Consider the following 24625-nt stretch of genomic DNA (forward strand, 5'->3'; position numbering starts at 1 on the left):
CGATCTCACCGAGCAGCCCGTCGGCGTCCTCGGGCAGACGGGTGCGGAAGTCGCCGTCCCGGACCGCCGTCAGCCCGCCGAGCAGCTGACGCAGCTCCGTCTCACCCACCTCCGACGGGCCCCGGACGCGTTTGCCGCGCCCGCCCGAACGTGCGGTGCCGACCGTGGGGTCGCTCATGTCGTGTTCCTCGTTCCGTGCTCGCCCGGCATGGAAGAACTTCAACCCTGGGTAGCGGAAGAGTAGCCGCCTGCGCCCAGACGCGCGCTAGCCCCGAAGTTAGCCAAGAATGCCCCCGCGCGCCCGCCGGTCACACGGAACGTTCCGCGGCGGCCCTGGCGGCGGCGGCCACCGCCTCCTCGACGGTGTCGTGCACCGGGACGTGCGCGAGCACCCCGGTGATGTCCAGCAACCGCGCGGGAAGGGGCTGCACCGCGGCCAGGCGCACCGCGCCCGACCTCCTGAGCTGGTCGGTGGCGAAGGCCAGCAGGACGTGCAGGCCCGAGCTGTCCACGAACGGCACCCGCGCCAGGTCGAACACGACGTGGCCGGGCTCGGGACGTTCCCTGAGGAAGCTCTCGAACTGGCCCCGGTTGGTGGCGTCGAGTTCGCCGGACACCACGATCACGGTCACGCCCGGCCGCTCCCGGCGCAGGAGCGTCAGCGGTGGCATCGCCGTGGCCCGCCGCGCGTCCGGCGGGACGCCGCCGGCGGAGGAGGCGCGCCGCCCGGCGCCAGGCCATGACCGGCCCCGGCGGAGGCCGGAGGTGTCGAGAAGCCGCGTCCCGCGGGGGGCGGAGCAGTCACGCAAGCAGAATAGCCTCCCGGAGTCGCCGGGGACATCCCGTCGGTGACCGCGCCAGTGCCCAGTGGCCGTGCTGGTGACCGTGCTAGTGACCGTGGCCGTGGCCGACGAACGCGCCCGCCGGCTTGCCGGGCGGCACGAGGCCCAGCGAGATCACGGCCGCCACCCCCGCGACGACCGCGCACAGCACGAGCCCCGAGGTGAAGCCGCCGACGCCCGCGCCCGGCCCCAGGCTGGACGCGGCGACCGTGGACACCACCGCCACCCCGATCGAGCCGCCCAGCTCGTGGAAGGTGTTGATCACCCCGGAGGCGACGCCGTTCTCGCCGGGCGGGACGTTGGCCATCGTCGTCGTGGTGGCGGTCACGAACGCCGGCCCGATCCCCACGGCGGCCAGCACGAACCCCGGCACCAGAGTGGTGAACGCCCCCGCCTCGGGGGTGACCCGCGTCATCAGCGCCGCCCCCACGGCGGTCAGCGCGAACGACGCCACGGCCACCGGCCGGCCGCCGACCTTGCCGATGAGCCGGCCGCCGAGGTGCGCGCCGAGCGTGATGGCGACGGCGACGGGCAGGAACGTGAGCCCCGTCCGCAGCGGGCTGAAGCCCAGGACGTGCTGGAGGTAGAGGGAGCTGAGGAAGAACAGGCCCAGCATCAGGCCGGTCGCGACCAGCATGACGAACGCACCCGAGACGACGGGCCGCCTGGCCAGGGTCTCCACCCGCATGAGCGGCGCCCGCACGGACCGCTCGACCAGCACGAACGCCACGTACGAGAGCGCGGCCCCGGCCAGCGGCAGCACGGTTCCCACGGCGCCCCAGCCGCCGTCGCCGGCCGCGACGAGCCCGTAGATCAACAGGGCGGTCGCCAGGGTGACGAGCAGGGCGCCCACGACGTCCACGCCCCCGCCACCGTGAGCCCCCGGGACGTGGCGGGCGGCCGGGACGACGGCCGGGACGGCGGCCAGGACCAGCAGGCCCACGGGCACGTTCACGAAGAACGCCCACATCCAGCCGGGCCCGTCGGTGAGGACGCCGCCGAGGAGCACGCCGATGGCCGCGCCCGAGCCGCCGACGGCCGCCCAGACGGCGAGCGCGCGGGCCCGGCGTTCGCCCTGGAAGACGGTGGTGACGACGGCCAGGGCCGCGGGGGACAGCAGCGCCGCGCCGACCCCCTGGAGGGCCCGTCCGGCGATGAGCGTGGTGCCGTCGCCGGCCAGGCCGCAGGCCAGCGAGGCCGCGGTGAACAGCGCCAGCCCGGCCAGCAGCGTGCGGCGGGGGCCGACCGCGTCGGCGAGCCGCCCGCCGAGCACCATCAGGCAGCCGAAGCACAACGTGTACGTGGTCACCACCCAGGTGAGCGCCTCACGTCCGAGCGCGAGGTCGGCGCCGATGGTGGGCAGCGCCACCTGGACGACGGTGATGTCGATGATCAGCATGAACTGCGCCAGGCACAACAGCACCAGCACCGCCCAGCCCTTGCTCCGAACGGGCGCGGCAGCCCGCGTCCCGACGTGATGACTCATCCCGTGACTCCTTAACTCGAACACTGGTGTTCAAGTTAAGCACAAGAAAACGGTACGCCGGTAGGGTGTCCCGGCGGCCGGGGACGTGCGGGGAGCCGGAAGGGCGGGAGGTTATGCCGAAGCGGGCGCGGCGAGGAGGGAGAGCATGGTGCGGGTCAGGACCGGCTCGACCTGCTCGGCGGCCAGGCGCCCGGCCTCCCGCTCCTGGGCCGCGCTGTGGATGATCGCGAAGAACGTCGTCACCAGCCACTCCAGCGGCAGGTCCGTACGGAAGTCGCCGTCGTCCTGGCCGCGGGCGATCAGTCGCTCCACCCGGCGCAGCGGGCGGTCGTGGTGCTCGCGGATGCGTTCGGTGGGCAGCACCCGGTCGGCGGCCACGAAGAGGCGGCGGTGGCGGTCGAGGATCTCCCACGACGAGTGCAGCAGCCCGGCCATCGCCTCGGGGGCGGGGGCCGTGTCGAGGGACTCGTCCGCCAGCACGGCGTCCGCCAGCCCGACGGTGTGATCGAGGACGGCGTCCACCAGGGCCTCGCGGGAGGGGAAGTGGCCGTACAGGGTGACCCGGCCGACGCCGGCGGCCTTGGCGATCTCCGCGACGCTCGCGCCCGGGTCGTCGCTGAGCAGCCGCGTCCCGGCTTCCAGGATGGCGGCGATGTTGCGTTCGGCGTCGGCGCGCCGGGCAGGGACGGGCTGTCGGGCGGCGGTCTTCCCCATGCGCACCAGCCTACGACGCCCGAGGCCGGAGTTCGGCGGCGCCCTCCGGCGCGTCACCGGCCACGGACCGGCCGGTCAGAGGGTGAGGGCGTGGTCCAGGAGGGACTGGAGGGTGACGGCTCCGGCCACTCGGCCGCCGTCCACGATCGCCACCAGGGGGCTGCGGGTGCGGGCCATGAGCGCCGACAGTTCGAGCACCGTCGCCTTCATGTCGGCCACCGGCAGCTCGCGCGGCCGCTCCGGAAGGCACTCGCGGACGGTACGGGTGCCGAGCCGGTGCAGGAACCGGTCGGCGTGGGCCTCGTCCACCACCCGGGCCAGCGCCGGGTCGTCCTGGCAGTAGGGCGGCACGGCCAGCCGCAGCACCTGCGTGCCGGGGAGGATGCTGTGGGGGCGGCCGTCGTCGTCGATCACGATGAGGCCGGGCAGGTCGCGCTCGGCCAGCAGCCGGGCGGCGTCGAGCGCCGACGTGTCGAGCGTGACCGTCGGGAAGTCCGCGACGAGATCGCGTGCGCGCATGGGTGATCGTTCCTCCGGCCCACAGCCTAGCCAACCCCCCTCCCGCTGTCGTGGGGGCCGGGGTCAGGAAGGGAGACGCAGATAGCCGGGCGGGACGTGGACGGTCAGCCGGACGCCGTTGGCGCTGCGCAGGTTTGTGCCCGTACGAGTGCGTCGCCGAGCTCCGTACGGCGGTACAGGACCGAACGGCCGGCCCGGACGCGGCCGACCAGCCCCGCGTCGAGCAGCACCTTGAGATGGCGGCCGACCGAGCCCAGGCCCTGGCCGGTGAGCGCGACGAGCTGCGTGGTGCTCATAGGCGTCTCCAGCAGCACCAGCACGCCCGCCCGCGCCCCGCCCAGCAGCCTGCCCAGCGCGTCCGGCGCGGGAGGGGGGCCGACGTCGGCCAGCGGCCCCGAGCACGGGTAGACGATCGCGCAGCGGCGGGAGCCGTGCCAGCTCACCCAGCCCTGGCGCGGCGTCACCGGCACGAACATCAGCCGGGCGCCCGGCAGGTCGCGCGGCGGGTTGTCGTGGACGCTGACCCGCAACCGGCCGTCGCCGAGCCAGCGCAGGCCGGGACGCATGCCGTCCAGGGCCGCCGCCCAGCCGCCCCGGCCCAGCCGCGCGGTGCGGGCCGTGACGTCGGCCTCGATGATCCGGCGGCGCCGCGCCCAGGTGGGCAGCACCGTCTCCCGCCACACCCACTCCAGCCGGGCGGCCATGCGCTCGGGCAGGTCGTCGCGGCGCAGCGCCGAGGGCACGGGGCCGCCCAGCGACTCGGTCAGGTCTTCGCGCGCCCGCTCGGGCGGGGTCTCGCGGACGCTCGCCACCTCCTCCTCGAAGGCGGCCTCACCCTCCCCTTCGGGCGTCGGCGTGAGGAACGTCGCGTTCCACGTACGGCCCAGCGCGGCGCGGACGAGCAGCGCCGTGACCGGGTCGGCGGCCTGCTCCGCGCGGTAGGCGGGCAGGTGGGCCGCCAGCCAGGCGTCCTCACCGGGGTGGGCGGCCACGCCGCGGTCCAGCGTCTTCAGCGCGGCGATCGTCTCGGCCAGCGGCGACAGGACGAACCGGCCGCCCGCGAGGGCGTCGGCGTCCACCTGCCAGAAATCCACGCCATCCCCTCCTCTCGCCGCCTGCCGGACGTTGTTTCGCGGGTGCGCGAAACAGTATCGCCCGCCGCCGCCGGTCACGGAGACTGCCGTTCCATGCGTACGTACCGGGATCTGTTCGGCAGGTCCGGATTCACCCCGCTCTTCCTGGTCTCGTCCGGGCAGGTGGCGGGACAGACGGTGAGCGGGCTCGCCCTCGGCACCCTCGTCTACGCCGACACCGGATCGCCGCTGCTGTCGGGGCTGGCCATGTTCGGCCCGGCGCTGGCCCAGGTGGCGGGGGCGGCGACGCTGCTGTCGGCGGCCGACCGGCTGCCGCCGCGCGCCGCCCTGTCCGGGCTGGCGCTGGTGTCCGCGCTCGCCGCCGCCGTGCTGGCCGTCCCCGGGCTGCCCGTGTGGGGGATGCTCGCCGTCGTGCTGGCGCTCGGCGCGCTGTCCGCGCTCGGCGGCGGCGTCCGGTACGGGCTGCTCAACGAGCTGCTCGACCAGGACGGATACCTGCTCGGCCGGTCGCTGCTCAACATGTCCTCCGGCATCGTGCAGATCGCCGGGTTCGGCGCGGGCGGCGTGCTCGTGACCGTCCTGTCGCCACGCGGGACGTTGCTCGCCGCGGCTGCCCTCCACCTGGCCGCCGCCCTGGCCGGGTTCGGGCTCGGACGGCGGCGCCCGCGCGCGGCCGGACGGCCCTCGCCCGCCGAGACCTGGCGCGACAACGCCCGCCTGTGGTCCTCCCGCCCGCGCAGGAACGTCTACCTCGCCCTCTGGCTGCCGAACGGCCTGATCGTCGGCTGCGAGTCGCTGTTCGTGCCGCTCGCGCCCGAACGGGCCGGGCTGCTGTTCGCCTGCGCCGCCACCGGGATGCTCGCCGGCGACGTGCTGGCCGGCCGGTACGTGCCGGCGCGCTGGCGGGCGCGGCTGGTCACGCCGCTGTACCTGCTGCTCGCGCTGCCGTACCTGGCGTTCGTGGCCTACCCGTCGCCGGTGCTGGTCGCGCTCGCCTCGGCCGGGTTCGCCGCCACCCTGCTGCTCCAGGACCGGCTGATGGCGCTCACGCCCCCGGAGCTGAGCGGGCACGCGCTCGGGCTGCACTCCTCCGGCATGATCGCCACGCAGGGGGTGGCCGCCGCGCTCGCCGGCGCCCTGGCCGAGCGCACCTCGCCGGGGACGGCCATGGCCGTGCTGGCGGCGGCCTCGGCGGCGATCACCCTCGCGCTGGCGCCCCGCCTGCGGTCCGCCCGTGTCGCAACCTCTGGGGAAGGTCCGGCGAAGATACCGTTGACCAGGGGAAAACGCCGGGGGAAGGACACATCATGACGCAGACGGACGACTTCGTGCTCGACGTCACCAGGATCCGCGAGCAGGTGCGCCAGAAGATGGACGAAGGGCCGATCACGCAGACCTTCGGCCGCGACCCGGCGAAGGTCATCGAGATCCTCAACGACGTGATCGCCACCGAGGTGGTGTGCTGGCTCAGGTACACCAGGCACGCCATCTCGGCCAAGGGCATCGACCGCGCGCAGGTGGCGGCGGAGTTCACCGAGCACGCCAAGGAGGAGCTCGACCACGCGCTGCGCGCCGCCGAACGCGTCAGCCAGCTCGGCGGCGAGCCCGACTTCGACCCGGCCAAGCTCGTCCAGCGCTCGCACACCGACTACCAGGTGCCCGCCGACACCGACCTCAAGGCGCTGCTGGAGGCCAACCTGTGGGCCGAGCGCATCGTCATCTCCACCTACCAGGAGATCATCCGCTGGCTCGGGGAGGGCGACCCCACCACCCGCCGGCTCATGGAGTCGATCCTGGAAGAGGAGGAGGAGCACGCCGACGACCTCACCGACCTGCTCGGGGTCTAGAACCTGGCTTGGGCGGCCGTTGGGCGGCCCGTGAGCCGGCCAGGGTAAGGGCCGGGCATGAAGAGCCTGGTCAACGCGCCCGTCACGCACACGCCGCCGTCCCGTGAGATCGACGTCGCGACGCTGAGCCGCCGCCTCGCCGAGGCCGTGGACGGCGAGGTGCGCTTCGACGCGGGCAGCCGCGCGGCCTACGCGCGCGACGGCTCCAACTACCGGCAGGTCCCGATCGGCGTCGTCGTGCCGCGCCACCTGGACGCCGGGGTCGCGGCGGTGGCCGTGTGCCGGTCCAGGGACGTCCCCGTGCTCTCGCGCGGCGGCGGCACCAGCCTGGCCGGGCAGTGCTGCAACGCGGCGGTGGTGATCGACTGGTCCAAGCACTGCGGCGCGGTCGAGTCCGTCGACGTGGCGGCCCGCCGGATCGTCGTCCAGGCCGGGGCCGTGCTCGACCAGGTGGACCACGAGCTGGAGCCGCACGGGCTGATGGTCGGGCCCAGGCCGTCCAGCCATCGGGCCTGCACGATCGGCGGCATGATCGGCAACAACTCGTGCGGGGCCTCCGCGCAGGCGTACGGGAAGATGTCGCAGTCGGTGCTCCGCCTGGAGATCCTCACCTACGACGGGGTGCGCGCCTGGGTGGGGCCGACCAGCGACGCCGAGTACGACCGCATCCAGGCCCAGGGCGGCCGCCTGGCCGAGATCTACCGCCAGGTGCGCGACCTGCGCGACGAGACCATGGAACTGGTCCGCACCCGCTACCCCCGGCTGGAACGCCGCATCTCCGGCTACAACCTCGACCGGCTGCTGCCCGAGAACGGGTTCGACCTGGCCCGCGCCCTGGTCGGCAGCGAGGGCACGCTGGTGACCGTGTTGCGCGCCGAGCTGAGCGTCGTGCCCTCCCCGCCCGCCAGGGCGCTGGCCGTGCTCGGGTTCGAGGACGTCTTCACCGCCGCCGACGCCGTCCCCGCCGTGGCCCGGCACGCGCCGATCGCGCTGGAGGCCATGGACGAGACCATGTACCGGCTGGCCAAGCTGGAGCACCCCGGCGACGCGGCGCTCCAGGACCTGCCCGAGGGCGGCGGCTGGCTGCTGGTGCAGTTCGGCGGGGACACGCCCGAGCAGGCGCGCGAGCGGGCCGAGACGATGATGCGCGACGTGGGGGAGCGGGCCGAGGCGCCCACGCCCACGCACGCCTTCCTCGGCGACCCGGCCAGGGAGGACCGGTTGTGGCGGTGGCGGGAGTCGGGGCTCGGCGTGGAGGCGTACCCGCCGACCGGGCGGCAGACGTACGAAGGCTGGTCGGACGCGGCCGTGCCGCCCGAGCGGCTGGGCGCCTACCTGCGTGACTACGAGCGGCTGCTGCGCGCGCACGACTACCAGGACTCCGCCCTGTACGGCCACTTCGGCCAGGGCTGCGTGCACGGCCGGCTCCCGCTCGACCTGCACACCGACGACGGCATCGCCAGGTACCGGGCCTTCGCCCGGGAGGCCGCCGAACTGGTCGCCTCCTACGGCGGCTCGCTGTCCGGCGAGCACGGCGACGGCCAGGCGCTGGCCGAGCTGCTGCCCGTCATGTTCGGCGAGCAGGTCGTGGAGGTGTTCGGCCGCTTCAAGGCCATCTTCGACCCGCGCGACCGGATGAACCCGGGCAAGGTCGTCCACCCCCGCCACCTGGACCAGAACCTGGCCCAGCACCGCTTCTACCCGCTCGAACCACGGCAGACGTTCTTCCAGTACCCCAACGACCACGGACGTTTCGGGCACGCCGCCACGCGCTGCGTCGGCACCGGCACCTGCCGCAAGCACACCTTCGAGGGCGGCGTGATGTGCCCCAGCTACCAGGTGACCCGCGAGGAGGAGCACTCCACGCGCGGGCGCGCCCGGCTGCTGGAGGAGATGGTGCGCGGCGACGTCATCACCGACGGCTGGCGCTCGGCCGCCGTGCGCGACGCGCTCGACCTGTGCCTGTCCTGCAAGGGCTGCCGCTCCGAATGCCCGGTGAACGTGGACATGGCCACCTACAAGGCCGAGTTCCTCGCCCACCACTACCGGCGCCGCGTCCGGCCGCGCTCCCACTACTCGATGGGCTGGCTGCCGGTGTGGGCCGCGCTCGCCTCGGCCGCGCCCGGCCTGGTCAACGCCGCCGGCTCCGCGCCCGGGCTGTCGCGGCTGGTCAAGGCCGTCGCGGGGATCACGCCGGAGCGCGACCTGCCGAGGTTCGCCCGTCAGCGGTTCACCGACTGGTTCCGGCGGCGCCCCCGGGGCGGGCCCGGCACGCGGGGGCGGGTGGTGCTGTGGGCCGACACGTTCACCGACCACTTCGACCCGCACATCGGGCGGGCCGCCGTGGACGTGCTGGAGGCGGCCGGGTTCGAGGTGGTGGTGCCGCCCGTGACGCTGTGCTGCGGGCTGACGTGGATCAGCACCGGGCAGCTCGGGATCGCGCGGCGGGTGCTGGCGCGTACGGTGGGGGCGCTCGCGCCGTGGGCCGAGGCCGGGGTGCCGGTGGTGGGCCTGGAGCCGAGCTGCGCGGCCGTGTTCCGCTCCGACGGGCCCGAACTGCTCAACACGCCCGAGACCCGGCTGCTGTCAGAGAGGTTCCTGACCCTGGCCGAGCTGCTGGAGACGCGGGCGGCCGACTGGCGGCCCGACACGGCCGGCGGGCAGGCGATCGCGCAGGTGCACTGCCACCAGAGCGCCGTCATGGGGTACGACGCCGACCGGGCCGTGCTCGACCGCTTCGGCATCCGGACCAGCGTGCTCGACTCCAGCTGCTGCGGGCAGGCCGGGAACTTCGGGTTCGAGCGGGGGCATCACGAGGTGGCGCAGGCGTGCGCCGAGCAGGGGCTCTGGCCGGCCGTACGGTCGGCGGAGCCGGACGACGAACTGCTCGCCGACGGCTTCTCCTGCCGCACCCAGATCGCCGCCGCCGGCACCGGACGCCAGGGCCGCCATCTGGCCGAACTCCTCGCCACGGCCCTCGTCCACCGGCCCTGACCCGGCCGGGCACACCCGCCATCAGCCCGCCAGGCCCTGACCCGGCCGGGGACGGCCCGCCGTCAGTCTGCCAGGCTCTGGGACAGGCGGCGGGGCAGGCCGGTGTTGCGGGGGCGGCCCACGCGGTGGACGGCCAGCTCCAGCGCCTCGCGCTGCCCCACCAGCACGACCCACGCCTTGGCCCGCGTCACCAGCGTGTACAGCAGCTTGCGCCGCAACATGATCCCGCCGGCCTCGGCCACGATCGGCGCCACCACGAACGGGTATTCGCTGCCCTGCGAGCGGTGCACGCTGATCGCGTAGGCGTGGGTGAGGTCGTCGAGCTCGCCGAACCCGTACTGGACGGTCTCGCCGTCGTCGGTGCGGACCTCGACCACACGGTCCTGAGGGAGGACGGCGGTGACCGTGGCGGTCTCCCCGTTGAAGACGCCCTTGTCGTAGTTGTTGCGGATGGGCATGACCCGGTCGCCCACCCGGAACACCGACGCCCCCGACCAGTGCTCGGCCTTGTCGTCGGCCGCCGGGTTGAGCCGGTCCTGCAGCAGCCGGCCGAGCGTCACCGCGCCCGTCTCGCCCTTGCGCATCGGGCACAGCACCTGCACCTGGTCGGGCGAGACGCCCTGCTTGCGGGGGATCGCCTCCATGGCCAGATGGGCCACCCGCTCGGCGACCCGCGCCGGATCGTCGAGCTCCTCGAACCAGAACCCGCCGCGCCCCGGCGTCGCCGGCATCCGGCCGGCCCGGATCAGGTGGGCGGCCTCGACGATGCCGCTACCGCCCGCCTGGCGGAAGACGTGGGTGAGCCGCACGCGGGGGATGGCCTCCACGCGCAGCAGGTCGGCCAGCACGTCGCCGGCGCCGATGCTGGGCAGCTGGTCGCTGTCGCCGATGAGCAGCAGATGGCTGCCCGGCGGGACGGCCGCCGTGAGCCGCGTGGCCAGGTGGAGGTCGAGCATCGACGCCTCGTCGACCACGATCAGGTCGGCCTGCGCGGGCGCCTCCTCGAACAGCGTCGAGGGATCGGGGTCGGGCTGGTGGGCGAGCATGCGGTGGATGGTCATCGCGGGCAGGCCGGTCAGCTCCGACAGGCGTTTGGCCGCCTTGCCGGTGGGGGCCGTGAGGGTGACCGTGCCGCCCGAGGCCCTGACCGTGGTGGCCACGGCCCTGACCGTGTGGCTCTTGCCGCAGCCGGGCCCGCCGGTGACGATCGAGACCGTGCAGGTCAGCGCCATGTTGACGGCCGCGCGCTGGTCGTCGTGGAGGCTCTCGTCCTCGCGGAAGGGGCGCAGCGGCAGCGTGGAGGGGGCCCGCATGAGCCTGGTGAGCTGCTCGGTGAGCTGCCGCTCGCGGGCGTGGACGTAGTTGGCGTAGGCCACCGCCCGCCCCGGCTGCTCCTCGTCGGCCTCGACCACCACCCGCCGCTCGGCCACCAGGGCGTCGACCATCGGCCCGACCGCCTCGGGATCGAGCTCGATCAGCTCGGCCGCCCGCGCCACCAGATGGGGCACCGGCACGAAGCAGTGGCCGTCGCGGACGGCCGCCGACTCCAGCCGGTCGAGCAGCGCCGCCTTGATCCGCTGGGGGCTGCGCTCGGGCACCCCCCGCTGGAGCGCGATGCGGTCGGCGACGCGGAAGGCGATGCCCCTGACCCGGCCGATCAGCCGGTAGGGATCGGTGGCCAGGACCTCCTCGGCCTCGCCGCCGAACACCTGGTGGATCTTGGCCGCGAGCAGCGGGCTGACGCCCAGCCCCTGCAACGTCACCATCAGCGCGGCGACGGCCTTCTGCTCCTGCCACGCCTGGACGATCTGCGCCTGCCGCAGCGGCCCGATGTTGACGACCTCGGTCAGCCGCCCCGGCTCGGCGTCGATGACCTTGAGCGTCTCCTCGCCGAAGTGGTCGACGATCGCGTACGCCAGCCGCGGCCCGATGCCCCGGATCAGCCCCGACCCCAGATAGACGCGGATCGCCCGGACCGTCGCCGGCACCACCCGCTCGCAGGAGGCCACCGCGAAGCGCCTGCCGTGGCGCGCGTGGTGGCTCCAGTCGCCGGTGAGCCGGAGTGTCTCGCCCGGCTGCGCGCCCGACAGCGCCCGGCCCGTGGCCACGAAGTCGGGCACGCCCTCGGCGCTCATGCGCGCGACGGTGTATTCGTCGTCCCTGACGTAGACGAGCTGCTCGACCGAGGCCTCCACAGCAGCGATCAAACCACCTGCCACCGACAGTCCGTCACATGGCGCTGGGATAGGTCTCCGGCTCGACGTCGTCCCACGGCTCGGTGTGCAGCGGGTGCAGGGCCTCGGTGACGTCCAGATAGATGAAGGCGTCGTAGCGGTCGCCGAGCGCGGTGGGCACGTAGTTGCCCCACTTCTCGCGCTCGGGCCGGTAGACCACGCCGATCGCCCGGTGGTCCAGCGGCTGGTCGAACCAGTGCGGACGGGGCCGAGGAGGCGTCACGAACAGGGCGCGCTCGCCTCCGAGCGCGTCGTGCAGCAGCGCCTCCAGCGATCCGGGCCTGGCCGGCGGGACGGGCATGACGTGCGCCCGCGTGCCCCAGCCCGCCCCGGCCACGACCGTCCCCCGGTAGCCGCCGAAGCCGACCAGGACGACGTCCTCGCCGTGCCGCTCGCGGGCCAGCTGCCCGAGGTTGGTCATGCCCGCGGCGGCCATGTCGGTGGCGCGGGCGTCGCCGACGTGCGTGTTGTGCGCCCACACCACGCCCTTGGCCTCGTGGAAGGCGGTCAGCCGGTCCAGGGTGTCGGCCATGTGTACGTCCCTGATGTTCCACGAGTCGGGGCCGCCGCCGACCATGGCGCGGTAGTAGCTCTCCGCCCCGGCCACGACCTCGGCGTTCTGCCGGGCCGCGAAGCCGTCGTCGTCGGCGGGCGCGGCCGCCACGAGCGCCCTGAGCAGCTGCACGACCTCGTTCTCGCAGGAGTCGGGGACCAGGCGGGTCTCCAGGCCGTACCGCTGCGGGTCGTGGCCGTAGGACTCGAAGCAGTACAGGGCCTCCATCACCGTGTCCAGCTGGTCGGGCAGGTTGTCGGCGGCGTAGCGGCGCACGGCGCGCAGGGACTCCCACAGGCTGTAGACGTCGAGGCCGTGGAAGCCGACGCGCTCCGGCGGCGGCAGGGCCGAGTTCCAGCGGCGCAGCCAGCGGCAGAACTCGGCGACCTCCTCGTTGGCCCACATGAACGCGGGCCAGCGCCGGTAGGCGTACAGGGCGTCGAAGGGGTCCTCGCCGTCGCGGGTGACCGCGCGGTCGACGCGCTCGCAGTCGGGCCAGTCGCCCTCGACGGCGACGAACCCGAAGCCCTTCTCGGCGATCAGGCGGCGGGTGAGGGCGGCCCGCCAGGTGTAGAAGTCGTGCGTGCCGTGACTGGCCTCGCCGATCAGCACGAGACCGGCCTCGCCGACGCGGTCCAGCAGCGGGTCGAGGTCCTGTTCGCCCGACAGCCGCAGCGCCGAGCGGGTGACGTCATCCATAGCCGTCCTCCTCTGCCGGCCGGAAGACGCCCAGGCATTCGCGGGCGAGCTCCAGCTCCTCGCGCACCTGGACGACCAGGACGGGCACGGCGGCGTCCGGCCCGCTGACCGGGCCGTCGTCGTGCCGGTTGCCGAGCTCGGGCGGCCGCACGCCGAGCAGCCCGAGACGGCGGCAGACCGCCTCGCGCACCTCGGGCTGGTCCCACCCGATCTCGCCGGTGAACACCAGCGCGTCGATCCTGGGCAGCGACGTGGCGGCGGCGGCGATCTCCCGGCTCACGCGGTGGCAGAACACCTCCAGGGCCAGGGCGGCCTCGGCGTCGCCGGCGCGTTCCGCCTCGACCAGCTCGCGGGTGTCGCCCGACCGGCCGCCGGACAGCCCGAGCAGCCCGGAACGGCGTTGCAGGCCCTCGCCCAGCTCGTCGGCCGACAGGTGGCCCTGCGACAGCAGCCACATCAGCATCCCGGGATCGACGCTGCCCGAGCGCTTGCTCATGGGGACGCCGTCCAGCGGGGTGAACCCCATCGAGGTGTCCAGGCTGCGCCCGCCCGACACCGCGCACACCGACGAGCCGCCGCCCAGGTGGGCCAGCACCAGCTCCAGCTCGGCGAGCGGCCGGCCGAGCAGTTCGGCCACGCGGTCGGCGGTCCAGGCGTAGGACAGGCCGTGGAAGCCGTAGCGGCGCAGGCCGTACCGGTCGCGCCACTCACGCGGCAGGGCGTAGACCGCGGCGGCGTCGGGCAGGCCGGCGTGGAAGGCGGTGTCGGGGCAGAGCACGTGCGGCACGGCGGGAAGCTGCTCGCGGGCCGCCTCCAGCAGCGCCAGCGCGGGCGGCAGGTGCAGCGGCGCCAGGCTCACGACGCCGCGCAGCGCCTCGACGGTCTCGTCGTCGGCGAGCGTGGGCGCGCGTACGACGTCGCCGCCGTGCACCAGCCGGTGCGCCACCGCCCGGATGTCGCGGTCGAAGTGGCCGCCGAGGAAGGCCGCCAGCTCCTCGCGCGCCGAGCCCGGGTCGGCGGCCCGCTCGGCGTGCGCGCTGTCCAGCACGCAACCGCCCTGCACGAGGTCGAGACGCAGGCTCGACGACCCCGCGTTGACGGTGAGCACCGCCTCGGACTCCGCCACCTGCTCGTCGAACTCGTCGAACGCTCGCCCCATGCACCCCTCCGCGGCCCGACTCCTCCTCCCGGCTACCCGCCGCCAGGGGGCCGACACCTGGACACCGTCACCTTTACCGCCACATGTCCGAGCCCGTGATTGTCCGGGGCGGCGGCCGGGTAGGCGAGCGCCTATGGACATCACCGAGCAGGTAGGCGTGCAGGTAGACGTGCAGGTCAACGGCGTGCCGCACACCGTGGCCGTCGATCCCAGGATCTCCCTGCTCGACCTGCTGCGCGAGCGGCTCGGCCTGACCGGCTCCAAGAAGGGCTGCGACCACGGCCAGTGCGGCGCGTGCACGGTGCTCATCGACGGACGCCGGGCCAACTCCTGCCTGGCGCTGGTCGTGGCGGTGGACGGCTGCGAGATCACCACCGTCGAGGGGCTGGCCTCGGGCGAGGAGCTGCACCCGCTGCAGGCCGCGTTCATCGAGCACGACGCCTTCCAGTGCGGCTACTGCACGCCGGGCCAGCTCTGCTCGGCGGTCGGCATGCTGGGCGAGCCGGGGCCGAGCGCCGTCACCGCCGATCTGCTCCTCGATCCCGGCCTGACACCCGAGGAGATCAGGGAACGCATGAGCGGAAACCTGTGCAGGTGCGGCGCCTACCCCGGCATCGTGGCCGCGATCGGCGAGGTGGCCCCGTGAAGCCGTTCGACTACGCCCGCGCCCAGAGCCCGTCGGACGCGGTCAGCAGGTACGGCCCCGGCACGATGTACCTGGGCGGCGGCACCAACCTGGTCGACCTCATGCGCCTGGGCGTGGCCGCCCCCGACCACCTCGTGGACGTCAGCCGCCTGCCGCTGGACGCCATCGAGCCCGTACGCGACCGGCTGCGGATCGGCGCGGCCGTGCGCAACAGCGACCTGGCGGCCGACCCGCTCGTCCGCAGCCGCTACCCGATGCTCTCCCGGGCCGTGCTGACCGGCGCCTCCGGCCAGATCAGGAACATGGCCACGGTGGCCGGCAACCTGCTGCAACGCACCCGCTGCCCCTACTTCCAGGACGTGACCAGGCCGTGCAACAAGCGCGAGCCCGGCACCGGCTGCCCCGCGATCGAGGGCGACCACGCCAACCTGGCCGTGCTCGGCGCCTCCGACGCCTGCGTGGCCACCCACCCCTCCGACATGGCCGTGGCGCTGGCCGCGCTCGACGCCGAGGTGCACGTCACCGGCCCGGCCGGCGACCGGATCATCCCCATGCCCGGCCTGCACCGCCTGCCCGGCGACGCGCCCGAGCGCGACACCGTGCTCGACCCCGGCATGCTGATCACCGCCGTCGAGCTGCCCGCGCCGCCCCCGGGCGCCTCCCTCTACCGCAAGGTCCGCGAGCGGGCCTCGTTCGCGTTCGCGCTGGTGTCCATCGCCGCCGTGCTCGACGTGCGCTGGGACGGCGTGGTGACCGAGTGCCGCATCGCGCTCGGCGGCGTGGCCCACGCGCCCTGGCGGGCCGAACGCGCCGAACGGGCGATCATCGGCGGCCCGGCGACGGGCGAGGCGTACCTGCGGGCCGCCGAGGCCGAGCTCGACCAGGCCCGCCCGCTGCCGCGCAACGCGTTCAAGCTGCCGCTGGCGCGCAACCTGATCGTCCGCACGCTGGAGGAGCTGACGCCGTGAACCGCATCGAGGGGCGCGTCAAGGTCACGGGGCTGGCCACGTACGCCGCCGAGTACCCGGTCGAGGGGGTCGCCCACTGCTACCCGGTGCAGGCCACGATCGCCAGGGGCCGGGTGGCGCGGGTGGACGCGGACGCGGCGCTGGCCATGCCGGGCGTGCTCACCGTGCTGTCCGTCGAGGACCCGCCCGGCCTGTCCGGGGACGCCGACCCCGAGCTGGCGCTGTTCCGCGGCCGGGACGTCGTCTACCGGGGCCAGCTCGTGGCCGCCGTCGTCGCCGGCACCTACGACGAGGCCCGCGCCGCCGCCGACGCCGTACGCGTGACCTACGAGCCGCAGGCCCACGACGTACGGCTGCGCGCCGACCATCCGGACCTGTACCGGCCGGACGTCGTCAACCCGGACCTCGCACCGGACACCGAGAAGGGCGACGTGGACGCCGGGCTGGCCGCCGCCGCGGCGACCGTCGACGTGACGTACACGACGCCGCCCCTGCACAACAACCCGATGGAGCCGCACGCCGCGGTGGCCCTGTGGGCCGAGGACGGCCGGCTGCTGGTCTACGACGCCACCCAGGGCACCAGCGGCGACCGGGACACCATCGCCGCCACCTTCGGCCTGCCCGCCGAGCGGGTGCGGGTGGTGTCCAGGCACGTCGGCGGCGGCTTCGGCTCCAAGGGCACCACCAGGCCGAACGCCGTGCTCGCCGCCCTGGCCGCCAGGGCCGCCGGCCGCCCGGTCAAGGTCGCCTTCACCCGGCAGCAGATGTTCGACCTCACCGGCTACCGCACGCCCACCGTCCAGCGGCTGCGGCTCGGCGCGGACGCCGACGGCCGGCTCACCGCGGTCGAGCACACGGCGTACGTGCAGACCAGCAGGCTCGTGGAGTTCGCCGAGCAGGCCGCCGCCCCCGCCCGCGTCATGTACGCCACGCCCGCGCTGCGCACCGCCCACCGGGTCGTCCGCCTCGACGTGGCCACCCCGTCCTGGATGCGCGCCCCCGGCGAGTGCCCCGGCATGTACGCCCTGGAGTCGGCGATGGACGAGCTGGCCGAGGCGGCCGGGATCGACCCCGTCGAGCTGCGGATCGTCAACGAGCCCACGACCGAGCCGGAGAGCGGGCTGCCGTTCAGCTCCCGCAGCCTGGTGACCTGCCTGCGCGAGGGCGCCCGCCGTTTCGGCTGGGACCGCCGCGACCCGGCGCCCGGCGTCAGGCGGGAGGGGGAGTGGCTGGTCGGCACCGGCGTGGCCGCCTCCACCTACCCAGCCAGGCGCGGGCCGTCGCGGGCCACCGCGACCGTGCGCGACGGCGACTTCGTCATCCGCGTGGCCGCCGCCGACATCGGCACCGGCGCCAGGACCGTGCTCACCAGGATCGCCGCCGACTGCCTCGGCGTCGCCCCTGACCGGGTGCACGTCGAGCTCGGCGACAGCGACCTGCCCCAGGCCCCCGTCGCGGGCGGGTCGATGGGCACGGCGTCGTGGGGGTCGGCCGTCGTCCGGGCCTGCGAGGCGCTGCGGGCCGACGGCGGCGAGGGGACCGCCGACACCGCCAAGGAGGTCAAGGCCGACGAGGAGCTGGCCCGGCACGCCTTCGGCGCCCAGTTCGCCGAGGTCAGGGTCAGCTCCGTGACCGGCGAGATCCGCCTCTCGCGGCTGCTCGGCGTGTTCGCCGCCGGACGCATCCTGGACGCCAAGCTGGCCAGGTCGCAGTTCGTCGGCGGCATGACCATGGGCATGGGGATGGCCCTGCTGGAGGAGACACTGACCGACGACGAGTTCGGCGGCTTCCTGCACCGCGACCTGGCCCAGTACCATGTGCCGGCCTGCGCCGACGTGCCGGAGATCGAGGCGGTCTGGATCGACGAGCAGGACGGCCTGCTCAACCCGATGGGCTCCAAGGGCATCGGCGAGATCGGCATCGTGGGCACCGCCGCCGCGATCGGCAACGCCGTTCACCACGCCACCGGCAGGCGGGTGCGCGACCTGCCCATCACGCCCGCCAAGATCCTCGCCTGATCCTCGCGAAGCAGGTTTCGACCGGCCTCCGCCAAGGAAGAGGAGAACATCCAACGAGGAGGCCGAGTGAAGAACGAGTCGCACGAGGAGCGCGCCGACCGCAACTTCGTCGAGCTGCTGCAGGGCGCCCGCGTCGCGGTGACCGGCGTGCAGGTGCTGTTCGCGTTCCTGCTGACCGTGCCCTTCTCGCCCGGCTTCGTCAAGCTCGACCAGACCGACCGCTGGCTCTACTTCGCCGCGCTGGTCAGCGCCGCGATCGCGTCGATCTGCTACATCGCGCCGACCGCCCAGCACCGCGTGCTGTTCCGGCAGGGCCACAAGGAGACCCTGGTACGCCGGTCCAACACCTACGGCCTGTTAGGCGCGCTCGCCCTGGTCGTGTCGATGACCACGGCCACCATGCTGGTGATCGACTACCTGTTCCACTCCACCCTGGCCTGGATCACCGCCGGCATCCTGGCCGGGCTGGCCGCCTGGACCTGGTTCGGCCAGCCCGCCCTCGACCGCAGGAACGATCAGTCCTCCTCCGAGGGCGGCATCTCGGTCTCGTCCCGCGACGACTGACGCGAATAGGCCGCCCGCGCCACCATGTACGCCGCCACCGACACGGTGATCACCTGCGAGGCCCCCACGATCAGCAGCGGCCCGGCGTTCCACCAGGTGGGCCGGTGCAGCCACATCGCGACCAGCACCAGCAGCACGCTGAGCACCTGCGGCTTGGTCCCGGCGTGCATGCGGTCGAGCGTCGTGCGGAAGCGCACCAGCCCGGCGCCCGCCGACAGCGCCAGCCCGGCCCCGAGCACCAGGCAGGCCGCCGCCGCGACGTCCATCCCGCTCACCGCGACCGCCCCGGGAAGAACCGGGCCAGCGACACCGACCCCACGAAGCCCAGCAACGACAGCACCTGCAACACCGGCAGGTCCGAGTAGTCGTCCCTGACCACCGCGAACAGGCCCACCGCGCACATCGACAAGGACGTCAGCACGTCCAGGGCGACCGCGCGGTCCAGCATCGAGGGCCCGCGTCCCACCCGCCACAACGCGGCCGCCGCCCCGCAGGCCAGCAGCGCCATCGTCACCAGGTACACCGCCGTCACAGCAGCTCCTCCCGGTCGGCGCGGGTCCCGAACGCGGCCACGATGCGCGACTCCAGCCCGGCCACGTCCCTGCGGACCGCGTCCGGGACGCCCTCGCCGGCCAGCCCGAGCACGTGCAGCATCAGCTCTCTCCTGTCCATGTACGCCTCCACCACCAGGCTCCCCGGCACCGTGGACAGCGCCACCATGATCATCACGGTCATCGACTCCGACGACGTGCGCAGCGGCACCAGGACCAGCCGCGTGGGCGGCTCGCCCGGACGCACCACCCACAGCACCACCCGCGCGGTCGAGAGCACCAGGTCCCACCCGAACCACAGCAGGAACCGCACCAGCGGCAGCGGCCGCACCCTGATCCCCGGGTCCAGGACGGGCAGCGGCAGCAGCCAGGCCACCACCAGCGCGGTCGCCAGCCCGCCCAGCACGTTGCCCGCCGACACCTCCCCCCACAACGTCACCCACACCAGCGTCAGCCACGCCACCAGCGGCAGCGGCACCCGGCGGCCGAACAGCCGCGGCGCGAGCGGGTTCGCGCTCACCGCGGCGTCCCCAGCACCGCGGCGATGTACGTCTGCCGCTCGCTCAGCTCCGCGGCCACCCGCTGCGTCAGCGCCGCCAGCGGCCCGGCCAGCACCGTGAACGACAGCCCGAACGCCACCAGCGCCGCCGTCGCGCCCAGCAGCACGGGCGGCAGCGCGGTCGTCGTCACCACAGGCTCCTCACCCGTCGCCTCCTCGCTCTCCATCACCTGGCCGGCCCGCTCCTCGCGCGGCGCCCGCCAGAACGCCTTGCCCCACGTCTTGGCGATCGCGTACAGCGTCAGCAGGCTCGTGACCAGGCCGCCCGCCACCAGGACGACCGCCGCCGGCCCGCCCTTGGCCAGGCCCGCCTGCACCAGCAGCAGCTTGCCCAGGAACCCCGACATGGGCGGGATGCCCGACAGGTTCATCGCGGGCACGAAGAACAGCACCCCCAGCAGCGGCGCGGTCCTCATCAGCCCGCCGAGCCGGTTGACCGACGTGGTGCCGGTGCGCCGCTCGATCAGCCCCGTCACCAGGAACAGGCTCGTCTGCACGGTGATGTGGTGGACGATGTAGAACACCGCGCCCGCCAGGCCCGCCACCGTCGACAGCGCCACCCCGAACACCATGTAACCGATGTGGCTGACCAGCGTGAAGGACAACATGCGTTTGATGTCGGTCTGCGCCACCGCGCCGAGCACCCCGGCCAGCATCGTGGCCAGCGCCACGCACATCAGCAGCGTGGAGACCGGCCCGCCGGGGAACAGCAGCGCCTCCAGCCGGATGATCGAGTACACGCCGACCTTCGTGAGCAGCCCGGCGAACACGGCCGTGGCCGGCGCGGGCGCGGTCGGGTAGGAGTCCGGCAGCCACGCCGACACCGGGAAGATCGCCGCCTTGATCGCGAACGCCAGCAGCAGCGTCAGCTCGACCAGCAGCTTGACCTGCGGGGGCAGCGTGCCGAAGCGCTCGGCGAGCTGCGCCAGCGACAGCGTGCCCGTCGCGCCGTAGGCCACCGCCAGCGCGATGAGGAACAACATCGACGACGCCAGCGCCATCAGCGTGTACGTGGCCCCCGCCCGCATCCTGGACTCGGTCCCGCCGAAGGTCAGCAGCACGTACGAGCCGCTCAGCAGCATCTCGAACGCCACGAACAGGTTGAACAGGTCACCGGCCAGGAACGCGTCCGCGACGCCCGCCACCATCACCAGGAACGCCGGATGGAAGATCGCCATCGGCGCGTCGTGCTCCGCCTCGTCGTAGGCGTTGGCGATCGAGTACACCATCACGCACAACGTCACCGCCGACGACACCACCAGCACCAGGGTCGAGAGCCGGTCGGCCACCAGGCAGATCCCGACCGGCGAGGGCCAGCCGCCGAGCTGGGTCACCAGCGGGCCGTGCGCGTCGGCGTGCGCCAGCAGCAGCACCGACACCGCCAGCGAGATCCCCAGCGTGGTCACGCTGATGGCGGACTGCAGGTGCCGCAGCCGCCCGCCGATCGCCAGCTTGATCCCGGCGGCCAGCAGCGGCAGCAGCACCGGCACGCACACCAGCCCGCGCAGCTCGACCAGGTCACCCATGGGCTCCGCCCCTGCCCGTCACTAGTCGTCGCCCTCCAGTTCGGGGTCGTTCGCGAGCGCCTGGCGGGCCCGCTCCGCGCGCATCGCCGAGCGCATCTGCCTGCGGGCGTCGCGCTGCCTGGCCCTGATGCGCTGCCGCAGCTCCTTCTCGCCGGCCGCCTGCTCGGCCCGCCGCCGGGTGTGCTCGCGCCGCAGCTCCTCGATGCGCTCGGCGTTGTCCCCGGCCGAGGCCTCCTCGCGCAGCCCGGCCTCCTCGAAGCCGCGCTGCAGCTCCTCCTCCGACAGCCCTTCGGCCATCCGGGTGCGCATCCACTCCTCCAGCTCGGTGTGCACCCGGGCGATCCGCCGCTCCAGGTCGGCCTCCTGGAGCCGCTCCCGCTCGGCCTGCTCGGCCTCCAGCCGGGCCAGCTCGGCCCGCTGCTCCACGACCAGCCGCCGGTAGTCGTCCTGGCGGGTGCGCAGGGCGTGGCTCAGCTCGCCGCGCCTGGCCCGCAGCCGCACGCGCCGGTCCTCGGTGTCGTCCTGGACCTCGTCGCTGCCGGTGAGCTGCCACGACCGATGCACCATGGCCAGCACGAACGCCGTCACGCCCAGGGTGATCACGATGGCGGTGAGCACCATCGCCTGCGGCAGCGGGTCGGCCATGGCCCGCACCGGCGTGCTGCCGAGGATGGGCGGCCCGCCCGCGTTGCCGCCCGCGGTGATGATCAGCAGGTTCACGCCGTTTCCCAGCACGACGACCCCGGCCAGCACCCGCACCAGGCTCCGTTCGAGCAGCAGCGTCACGCCCGTCGTGATCATCACGCAGCAGCACAGCAGCGGCGCCAGGGAGATCGTCACGAGCTCTCCTCCGCCTCGATCTGCCGGTCCAGCTCGGCGCCGAGACCGCGCAGCACGTCCTGGACCATTCCGGTGACCGAGACGTACACGCCGAGGTCGAACACCAGGCCCGTGGACACGTGCAGGGTGCCGACCAGCGGCAGGTGCACATCGGTCGCCAGCATGTCCAGCGCGGCCCGTCCGAACAGCAGCCCGGCCAGCGCCGTGCCGGTCGACATGGTCAGCCCGACGCCCATCAGCACGCCCGCGTGCACCGGGAGCGCCGCGGCCAGCTCGTACCGGCCGCCCGCCAGGTAGCGCACGGTGATCGCCAGCCCGGCCACGATGCCGCCGGCGAACCCGCCGCCGACCCCGCTGTGCCCGACGAACAGCAGGAACACCGAGAGCACGAGCACCGTGTGGAAGGTCAGCCGGGCCACCACCTCGAAGGCGACGGCCCGCTGCCCGCGCGGCAGCGTCGAGGACAGCCAGCGGGTGCGCTCGGCGGGCACCCGGCCGCGGTCGTCCCGCTCGATCTCGTACGTCCTGCGCCGCAGGAACACCAGGCTCGTCACGCCCAGCGTCAGCACGACCAGCACCGTGCTCTCGCCCAGCGTGTCCCAGGCCCGGATGTCGAGGATGATCGCGCTGACGATGTTGCGCGCCCCGGCCTCGCGCGCCGCGGCGGGCATCAGCGACCCGGCGGCCCAGGTGCCGCGCGCGCTGGTGGCCAGCAGGCCCGCCCCCGTCACCACCACCCCGACGGCCAGCCCGAGCCCGAACCGGAACAGGCGCGGCAGCCGGGCCCTGACCGGCCTGACCGGCAGCCGCCGCAGCACCAGCGCGAACACCACCAGGACCAGCGTCTCGGCGAGGAACTGGGTCAGCGCCAGGTCGGGCGAGCCGTGCGCGAGGAACAGCAGCGCGGTGCCGTACCCGATGACGCCGACGACCGCGGCCAGCAGGATGTAGGCGCGGGCGAACAGCGCCAGCGCCGCCGCCGCGGTGATCAGCACCGCGAGCACCGGCTGCTCCACGCGTTCCCAGGCGACGACGGGCACGGTCAGGTGCGGCATGCCGCCGTACGTGACGGCGAACAGCCCGACGCCGACCGTGGCGACCAGCGTGAGCACCAGGTAGTCGGGCAGCGAGCCCCGCTGGACGAAACCGGTCGCCTGGATGGCGAAGCGGTCCAGCCGGCGCACGACGGACCAGTAGATCTGCGTCGAGTCCAGCACGTGCAGTGCCGCGCCCGCCCTGGCCACCGGCTCCCTGGCCAGGAACAGCAGCACGCCGCCCGCCAGAGCCACGGCCGACAGCAGCAGCGCGGGGGAGAACCCGGCCCACATCGCCAGGTGCGCGGCGTGGCCGGGGTCGCGGAAGGTGCCGGTGTAGCCCGACATCGCGCCGCCGTACCAGGGGGCGAAGGGCGCCAGCGCGAGGCCGAGCGCCGACAGCAGCGCGGCGGGCCCGAACATGGCCGCCGCCGTCCGGTGCACCGGCGTGGCCGGCACGCCCGGCTTGGCGGCGAAGGCCCCCCACAGGAACCGCAGCGTGTACGCCGCCGTCAGCGCCGACCCCGCCACCACCCCCGCCAGCACGAGCGGCCGGTCCAGCAGCGCCTCCAGCGCCGCCTCCTTGCCGGCGAACCCCGCCAACGGCGGCAGCCCCGCCATCGACGCCCCCGCCAGCACCGCGACCGCGCACACCCACGGCATCGACCGGCCGACCCCGCTCAGCTCGCGCAGCTCGCGGGTGCCGGTCGAATGGTCCACGACGCCCACGACGAGGAACAGCGCGGCCTTGAACAGCGCGTGCGCCGCCAGCATGCCCACCCCGGCCAGCGCCGCGCCCTGGGTGCCCGAGCCGAACAGCGTCATCAGGAAGCCGAGCTGGCTGACCGTGCCGAAGGCCAGCAGCCGCTTCAGGTCCGTCTCGCGCAGCGCCCGCCAGCCGCCCAGCAGCATGGTCAGCACCCCGAGCGGCACCGCGACCGCCCGCCACAGCGGCACGTCCCCGAACGCCGGCCCGAGCCTGGCCACCAGGTACACCCCGGCCTTGACCATGGCCGCCGCGTGCAGGTACGCCGACACCGGTGTCGGCGCGGCCATCGCGGCCGGCAGCCACGTGCTGAACGGGAAGATCGCCGACTTCGCCAGCGCCCCGGTCAGGACCAGCACCAGCCCGGCGGCCAGCGGGCCGGCCTGCGGCGGCCGGGCGACGACCCCCGACAGCTCGTACGTGCCCGCCGCCTGCCCGATCACCACGAACCCGGCCAGCATCGCCAGCCCGCCCAGCGTGGTCACCGTCAGGGCCTTCATCGCGGCCCGGCGGGCGGCCCGGCTCTCCGGGTGGTAACCGATCAGCAGGTAGGAGAAGACGGTGGTCAGCTCCCAGAACACGTACAGCAGGAGCAGGTTGTCGGCTGTGACGAGCCCCAGCATCGACCCGGCGAAGGCGGTCATCGCGCCGCCGTAGCGGCCCAGCCCCTCCTCGTCCGCCGGGAAGTAGCGCGAGCTGTAGACCAGGACCAGCACGCCCACGCCGGTGACCAGCGCCATCATCAGCACGGTCAGCGGGTCGGCCCGGAAGGACAGCTCCAGCCCGAGCGCGGGCGCCCAGGAGGTGTCCTCCCGCGCCGGCAGCCCCCGCACGCCCAGCCACACCGTGTACGCGAAACCGGCGCCGGGCGCCACGGCCGGCAGCAGGAGGGAGGCCCGTCCCATGCGCCGGGCCAGCCAGGGAGCGCAGACCGCCGCGAGCGCGTGCAGGATCAGCAGCGACTCCATGGGCTCCTCGGGCGGGAATTTCCGGCTACGTCCGCCCAATCTCT

Annotated in this window: 21 protein-coding genes; 7 read left to right on the forward strand and 14 right to left on the reverse strand. The window is 74.1% G+C overall.

The window, feature by feature from the left end; genetic code table 11:
• Nucleotides 1-308: 308 nt before the first annotated feature.
• From ACWCSU_RS21790 to ACWCSU_RS21810, 5 genes are all read right to left on the reverse strand, one after another.
• Nucleotides 309-809 (reverse strand): STAS domain-containing protein, encoded by a 501-nt coding sequence (locus ACWCSU_RS21790; RefSeq protein ID WP_449937041.1) that lies wholly within the window; start codon nucleotides 807-809, stop codon nucleotides 309-311.
• A 79-nt stretch (nucleotides 810-888) separates the two neighbouring features.
• On the reverse strand, nucleotides 889-2328 hold the full coding sequence (locus ACWCSU_RS21795) for an MFS transporter (RefSeq protein ID WP_449937044.1): 1440 nt from the start codon (nucleotides 2326-2328) through the stop codon (nucleotides 889-891).
• A 111-nt stretch (nucleotides 2329-2439) separates the two neighbouring features.
• Nucleotides 2440-3042, reverse strand: coding sequence for a TetR/AcrR family transcriptional regulator (locus ACWCSU_RS21800; protein WP_449937047.1), 603 nt, complete (start codon nucleotides 3040-3042; stop codon nucleotides 2440-2442).
• A gap of 75 nt (nucleotides 3043-3117) precedes the next feature.
• A complete protein-coding gene (locus ACWCSU_RS21805; RefSeq protein WP_357707488.1) occupies nucleotides 3118-3561 on the reverse strand; it encodes a CBS domain-containing protein in 444 nt (147 codons plus the stop codon).
• Between the two features lie 104 nt (nucleotides 3562-3665).
• The gene (locus tag ACWCSU_RS21810) at nucleotides 3666-4655 is read right to left on the reverse strand and encodes an ArsR/SmtB family transcription factor (protein WP_449937049.1); all 990 of its coding nucleotides are present in this window, start codon (nucleotides 4653-4655) and stop codon (nucleotides 3666-3668) included.
• Nucleotides 4656-4748: 93 nt separating this feature from the next.
• Here ACWCSU_RS21810 and ACWCSU_RS21815 point away from each other — a divergent pair, with 93 nt between their 5' ends.
• From ACWCSU_RS21815 to ACWCSU_RS21825, 3 genes are read left to right on the forward strand one after another with little or no spacing between them, the layout of a single operon-like run.
• A complete protein-coding gene (locus ACWCSU_RS21815) occupies nucleotides 4749-5966 on the forward strand; it encodes an MFS transporter (RefSeq protein WP_449937051.1) in 1218 nt (405 codons plus the stop codon).
• Nucleotides 5963-6502 carry a DUF892 family protein gene (locus ACWCSU_RS21820; protein ID WP_357707494.1) on the forward strand — a complete coding sequence of 180 codons (540 nt, stop codon included), beginning with the start codon at nucleotides 5963-5965 and terminating at the stop codon, nucleotides 6500-6502. Before ACWCSU_RS21815 ends, ACWCSU_RS21820 begins: the two co-directional genes overlap by 4 nt.
• A 57-nt stretch (nucleotides 6503-6559) precedes the next feature.
• On the forward strand, nucleotides 6560-9496 hold the full coding sequence (locus tag ACWCSU_RS21825; protein WP_449937053.1) for an FAD-linked oxidase C-terminal domain-containing protein: 2937 nt from the start codon (nucleotides 6560-6562) through the stop codon (nucleotides 9494-9496).
• A 62-nt stretch (nucleotides 9497-9558) separates the two neighbouring features.
• Here ACWCSU_RS21825 and recD2 read toward each other — a convergent pair whose 3' ends face one another.
• From recD2 to ACWCSU_RS21840, 3 genes are read right to left on the reverse strand one after another with little or no spacing between them, the layout of a single operon-like run.
• The gene (recD2, locus tag ACWCSU_RS21830; protein WP_449937055.1) at nucleotides 9559-11691 is read right to left on the reverse strand and encodes an SF1B family DNA helicase RecD2; all 2133 of its coding nucleotides are present in this window, start codon (nucleotides 11689-11691) and stop codon (nucleotides 9559-9561) included.
• 34 nt (nucleotides 11692-11725) lie between these two features.
• Nucleotides 11726-12982 (reverse strand): erythromycin esterase family protein, encoded by a 1257-nt coding sequence (locus ACWCSU_RS21835; RefSeq protein ID WP_449937056.1) that lies wholly within the window; start codon nucleotides 12980-12982, stop codon nucleotides 11726-11728.
• Complete coding sequence (locus ACWCSU_RS21840; RefSeq protein ID WP_357707503.1) at nucleotides 12975-14141, reverse strand: acetate/propionate family kinase; 1167 nt, start codon at nucleotides 14139-14141, stop codon at nucleotides 12975-12977. Before ACWCSU_RS21840 ends, ACWCSU_RS21835 begins: the two co-directional genes overlap by 8 nt.
• A 133-nt stretch (nucleotides 14142-14274) precedes the next feature.
• Here ACWCSU_RS21840 and ACWCSU_RS21845 point away from each other — a divergent pair, with 133 nt between their 5' ends.
• From ACWCSU_RS21845 to ACWCSU_RS21860, 4 genes are all read left to right on the forward strand, one after another.
• Complete coding sequence (locus ACWCSU_RS21845; RefSeq protein ID WP_449937058.1) at nucleotides 14275-14787, forward strand: (2Fe-2S)-binding protein; 513 nt, start codon at nucleotides 14275-14277, stop codon at nucleotides 14785-14787.
• Nucleotides 14784-15755 carry an FAD binding domain-containing protein gene (locus tag ACWCSU_RS21850; RefSeq protein WP_357707506.1) on the forward strand — a complete coding sequence of 324 codons (972 nt, stop codon included), beginning with the start codon at nucleotides 14784-14786 and terminating at the stop codon, nucleotides 15753-15755. Before ACWCSU_RS21845 ends, ACWCSU_RS21850 begins: the two co-directional genes overlap by 4 nt.
• Nucleotides 15752-17773, forward strand: coding sequence for a xanthine dehydrogenase family protein molybdopterin-binding subunit (locus ACWCSU_RS21855; protein ID WP_449937060.1), 2022 nt, complete (start codon nucleotides 15752-15754; stop codon nucleotides 17771-17773). Before ACWCSU_RS21850 ends, ACWCSU_RS21855 begins: the two co-directional genes overlap by 4 nt.
• A 66-nt stretch (nucleotides 17774-17839) precedes the next feature.
• A complete protein-coding gene (locus ACWCSU_RS21860) occupies nucleotides 17840-18337 on the forward strand; it encodes a DUF6328 family protein (protein ID WP_357707512.1) in 498 nt (165 codons plus the stop codon).
• On the opposite strand, the gene ACWCSU_RS21865 is transcribed toward ACWCSU_RS21860, so the two are convergent.
• The 6 genes from ACWCSU_RS21865 to ACWCSU_RS21890 are packed head-to-tail and all read right to left on the reverse strand — an operon-like array spanning nucleotide 18289 to nucleotide 24581.
• Nucleotides 18289-18603, reverse strand: coding sequence for a cation:proton antiporter (locus ACWCSU_RS21865; protein WP_357707629.1), 315 nt, complete (start codon nucleotides 18601-18603; stop codon nucleotides 18289-18291). The two genes, ACWCSU_RS21860 and ACWCSU_RS21865, sit on opposite strands and share 49 nt — an antisense overlap.
• Before the next feature lie 5 nt (nucleotides 18604-18608).
• Entirely contained in the window at nucleotides 18609-18869 is a 261-nt protein-coding gene (locus ACWCSU_RS21870) for a monovalent cation/H+ antiporter complex subunit F (protein WP_357707514.1), read from the reverse strand.
• On the reverse strand, nucleotides 18866-19408 hold the full coding sequence (locus ACWCSU_RS21875; protein ID WP_357707515.1) for a Na+/H+ antiporter subunit E: 543 nt from the start codon (nucleotides 19406-19408) through the stop codon (nucleotides 18866-18868). Before ACWCSU_RS21875 ends, ACWCSU_RS21870 begins: the two co-directional genes overlap by 4 nt.
• Complete coding sequence (locus ACWCSU_RS21880) at nucleotides 19405-20973, reverse strand: Na+/H+ antiporter subunit D (RefSeq protein WP_357707517.1); 1569 nt, start codon at nucleotides 20971-20973, stop codon at nucleotides 19405-19407. The genes ACWCSU_RS21875 and ACWCSU_RS21880 overlap by 4 nt, the downstream gene beginning before the upstream one ends.
• A 21-nt stretch (nucleotides 20974-20994) precedes the next feature.
• Nucleotides 20995-21813, reverse strand: coding sequence for a Na(+)/H(+) antiporter subunit C (locus ACWCSU_RS21885; RefSeq protein ID WP_449937062.1), 819 nt, complete (start codon nucleotides 21811-21813; stop codon nucleotides 20995-20997).
• Complete coding sequence (locus ACWCSU_RS21890; protein WP_449937064.1) at nucleotides 21810-24581, reverse strand: Na+/H+ antiporter subunit A; 2772 nt, start codon at nucleotides 24579-24581, stop codon at nucleotides 21810-21812. Before ACWCSU_RS21890 ends, ACWCSU_RS21885 begins: the two co-directional genes overlap by 4 nt.
• Between the last annotated feature and the right edge of the window lie 44 nt (nucleotides 24582-24625).

It is taken from the genome of Nonomuraea sp. NPDC001699, assembly GCF_053596455.1.

Bases quoted from the DNA above. Each gene is read 5' to 3' on its own strand.
- ACWCSU_RS21840 (WP_357707503.1), bottom strand. From the start codon at position 14,141: ATGGGGCGAGCGTTCGACGAGTTCGACGAGCAGGTGGCGGAGTCCGAG.
- ACWCSU_RS21825 (WP_449937053.1), top strand. From the start codon at position 6,560: ATGAAGAGCCTGGTCAACGCGCCCGTCACGCACACGCCGCCGTCCCGT.
- ACWCSU_RS21795 (WP_449937044.1), bottom strand. From the start codon at position 2,328: ATGAGTCATCACGTCGGGACGCGGGCTGCCGCGCCCGTTCGGAGCAAG.
- ACWCSU_RS21880 (WP_357707517.1), bottom strand. From the start codon at position 20,973: ATGGGTGACCTGGTCGAGCTGCGCGGGCTGGTGTGCGTGCCGGTGCTG.
- ACWCSU_RS21820 (WP_357707494.1), top strand. From the start codon at position 5,963: ATGACGCAGACGGACGACTTCGTGCTCGACGTCACCAGGATCCGCGAG.
- ACWCSU_RS21865 (WP_357707629.1), bottom strand. From the start codon at position 18,603: ATGGACGTCGCGGCGGCGGCCTGCCTGGTGCTCGGGGCCGGGCTGGCG.
- ACWCSU_RS21890 (WP_449937064.1), bottom strand. From the start codon at position 24,581: ATGGAGTCGCTGCTGATCCTGCACGCGCTCGCGGCGGTCTGCGCTCCC.
- ACWCSU_RS21845 (WP_449937058.1), top strand. From the start codon at position 14,275: ATGGACATCACCGAGCAGGTAGGCGTGCAGGTAGACGTGCAGGTCAAC.
- ACWCSU_RS21800 (WP_449937047.1), bottom strand. From the start codon at position 3,042: ATGGGGAAGACCGCCGCCCGACAGCCCGTCCCTGCCCGGCGCGCCGAC.
- ACWCSU_RS21815 (WP_449937051.1), top strand. From the start codon at position 4,749: ATGCGTACGTACCGGGATCTGTTCGGCAGGTCCGGATTCACCCCGCTC.
- ACWCSU_RS21805 (WP_357707488.1), bottom strand. From the start codon at position 3,561: ATGCGCGCACGCGATCTCGTCGCGGACTTCCCGACGGTCACGCTCGAC.
- ACWCSU_RS21835 (WP_449937056.1), bottom strand. From the start codon at position 12,982: ATGGATGACGTCACCCGCTCGGCGCTGCGGCTGTCGGGCGAACAGGAC.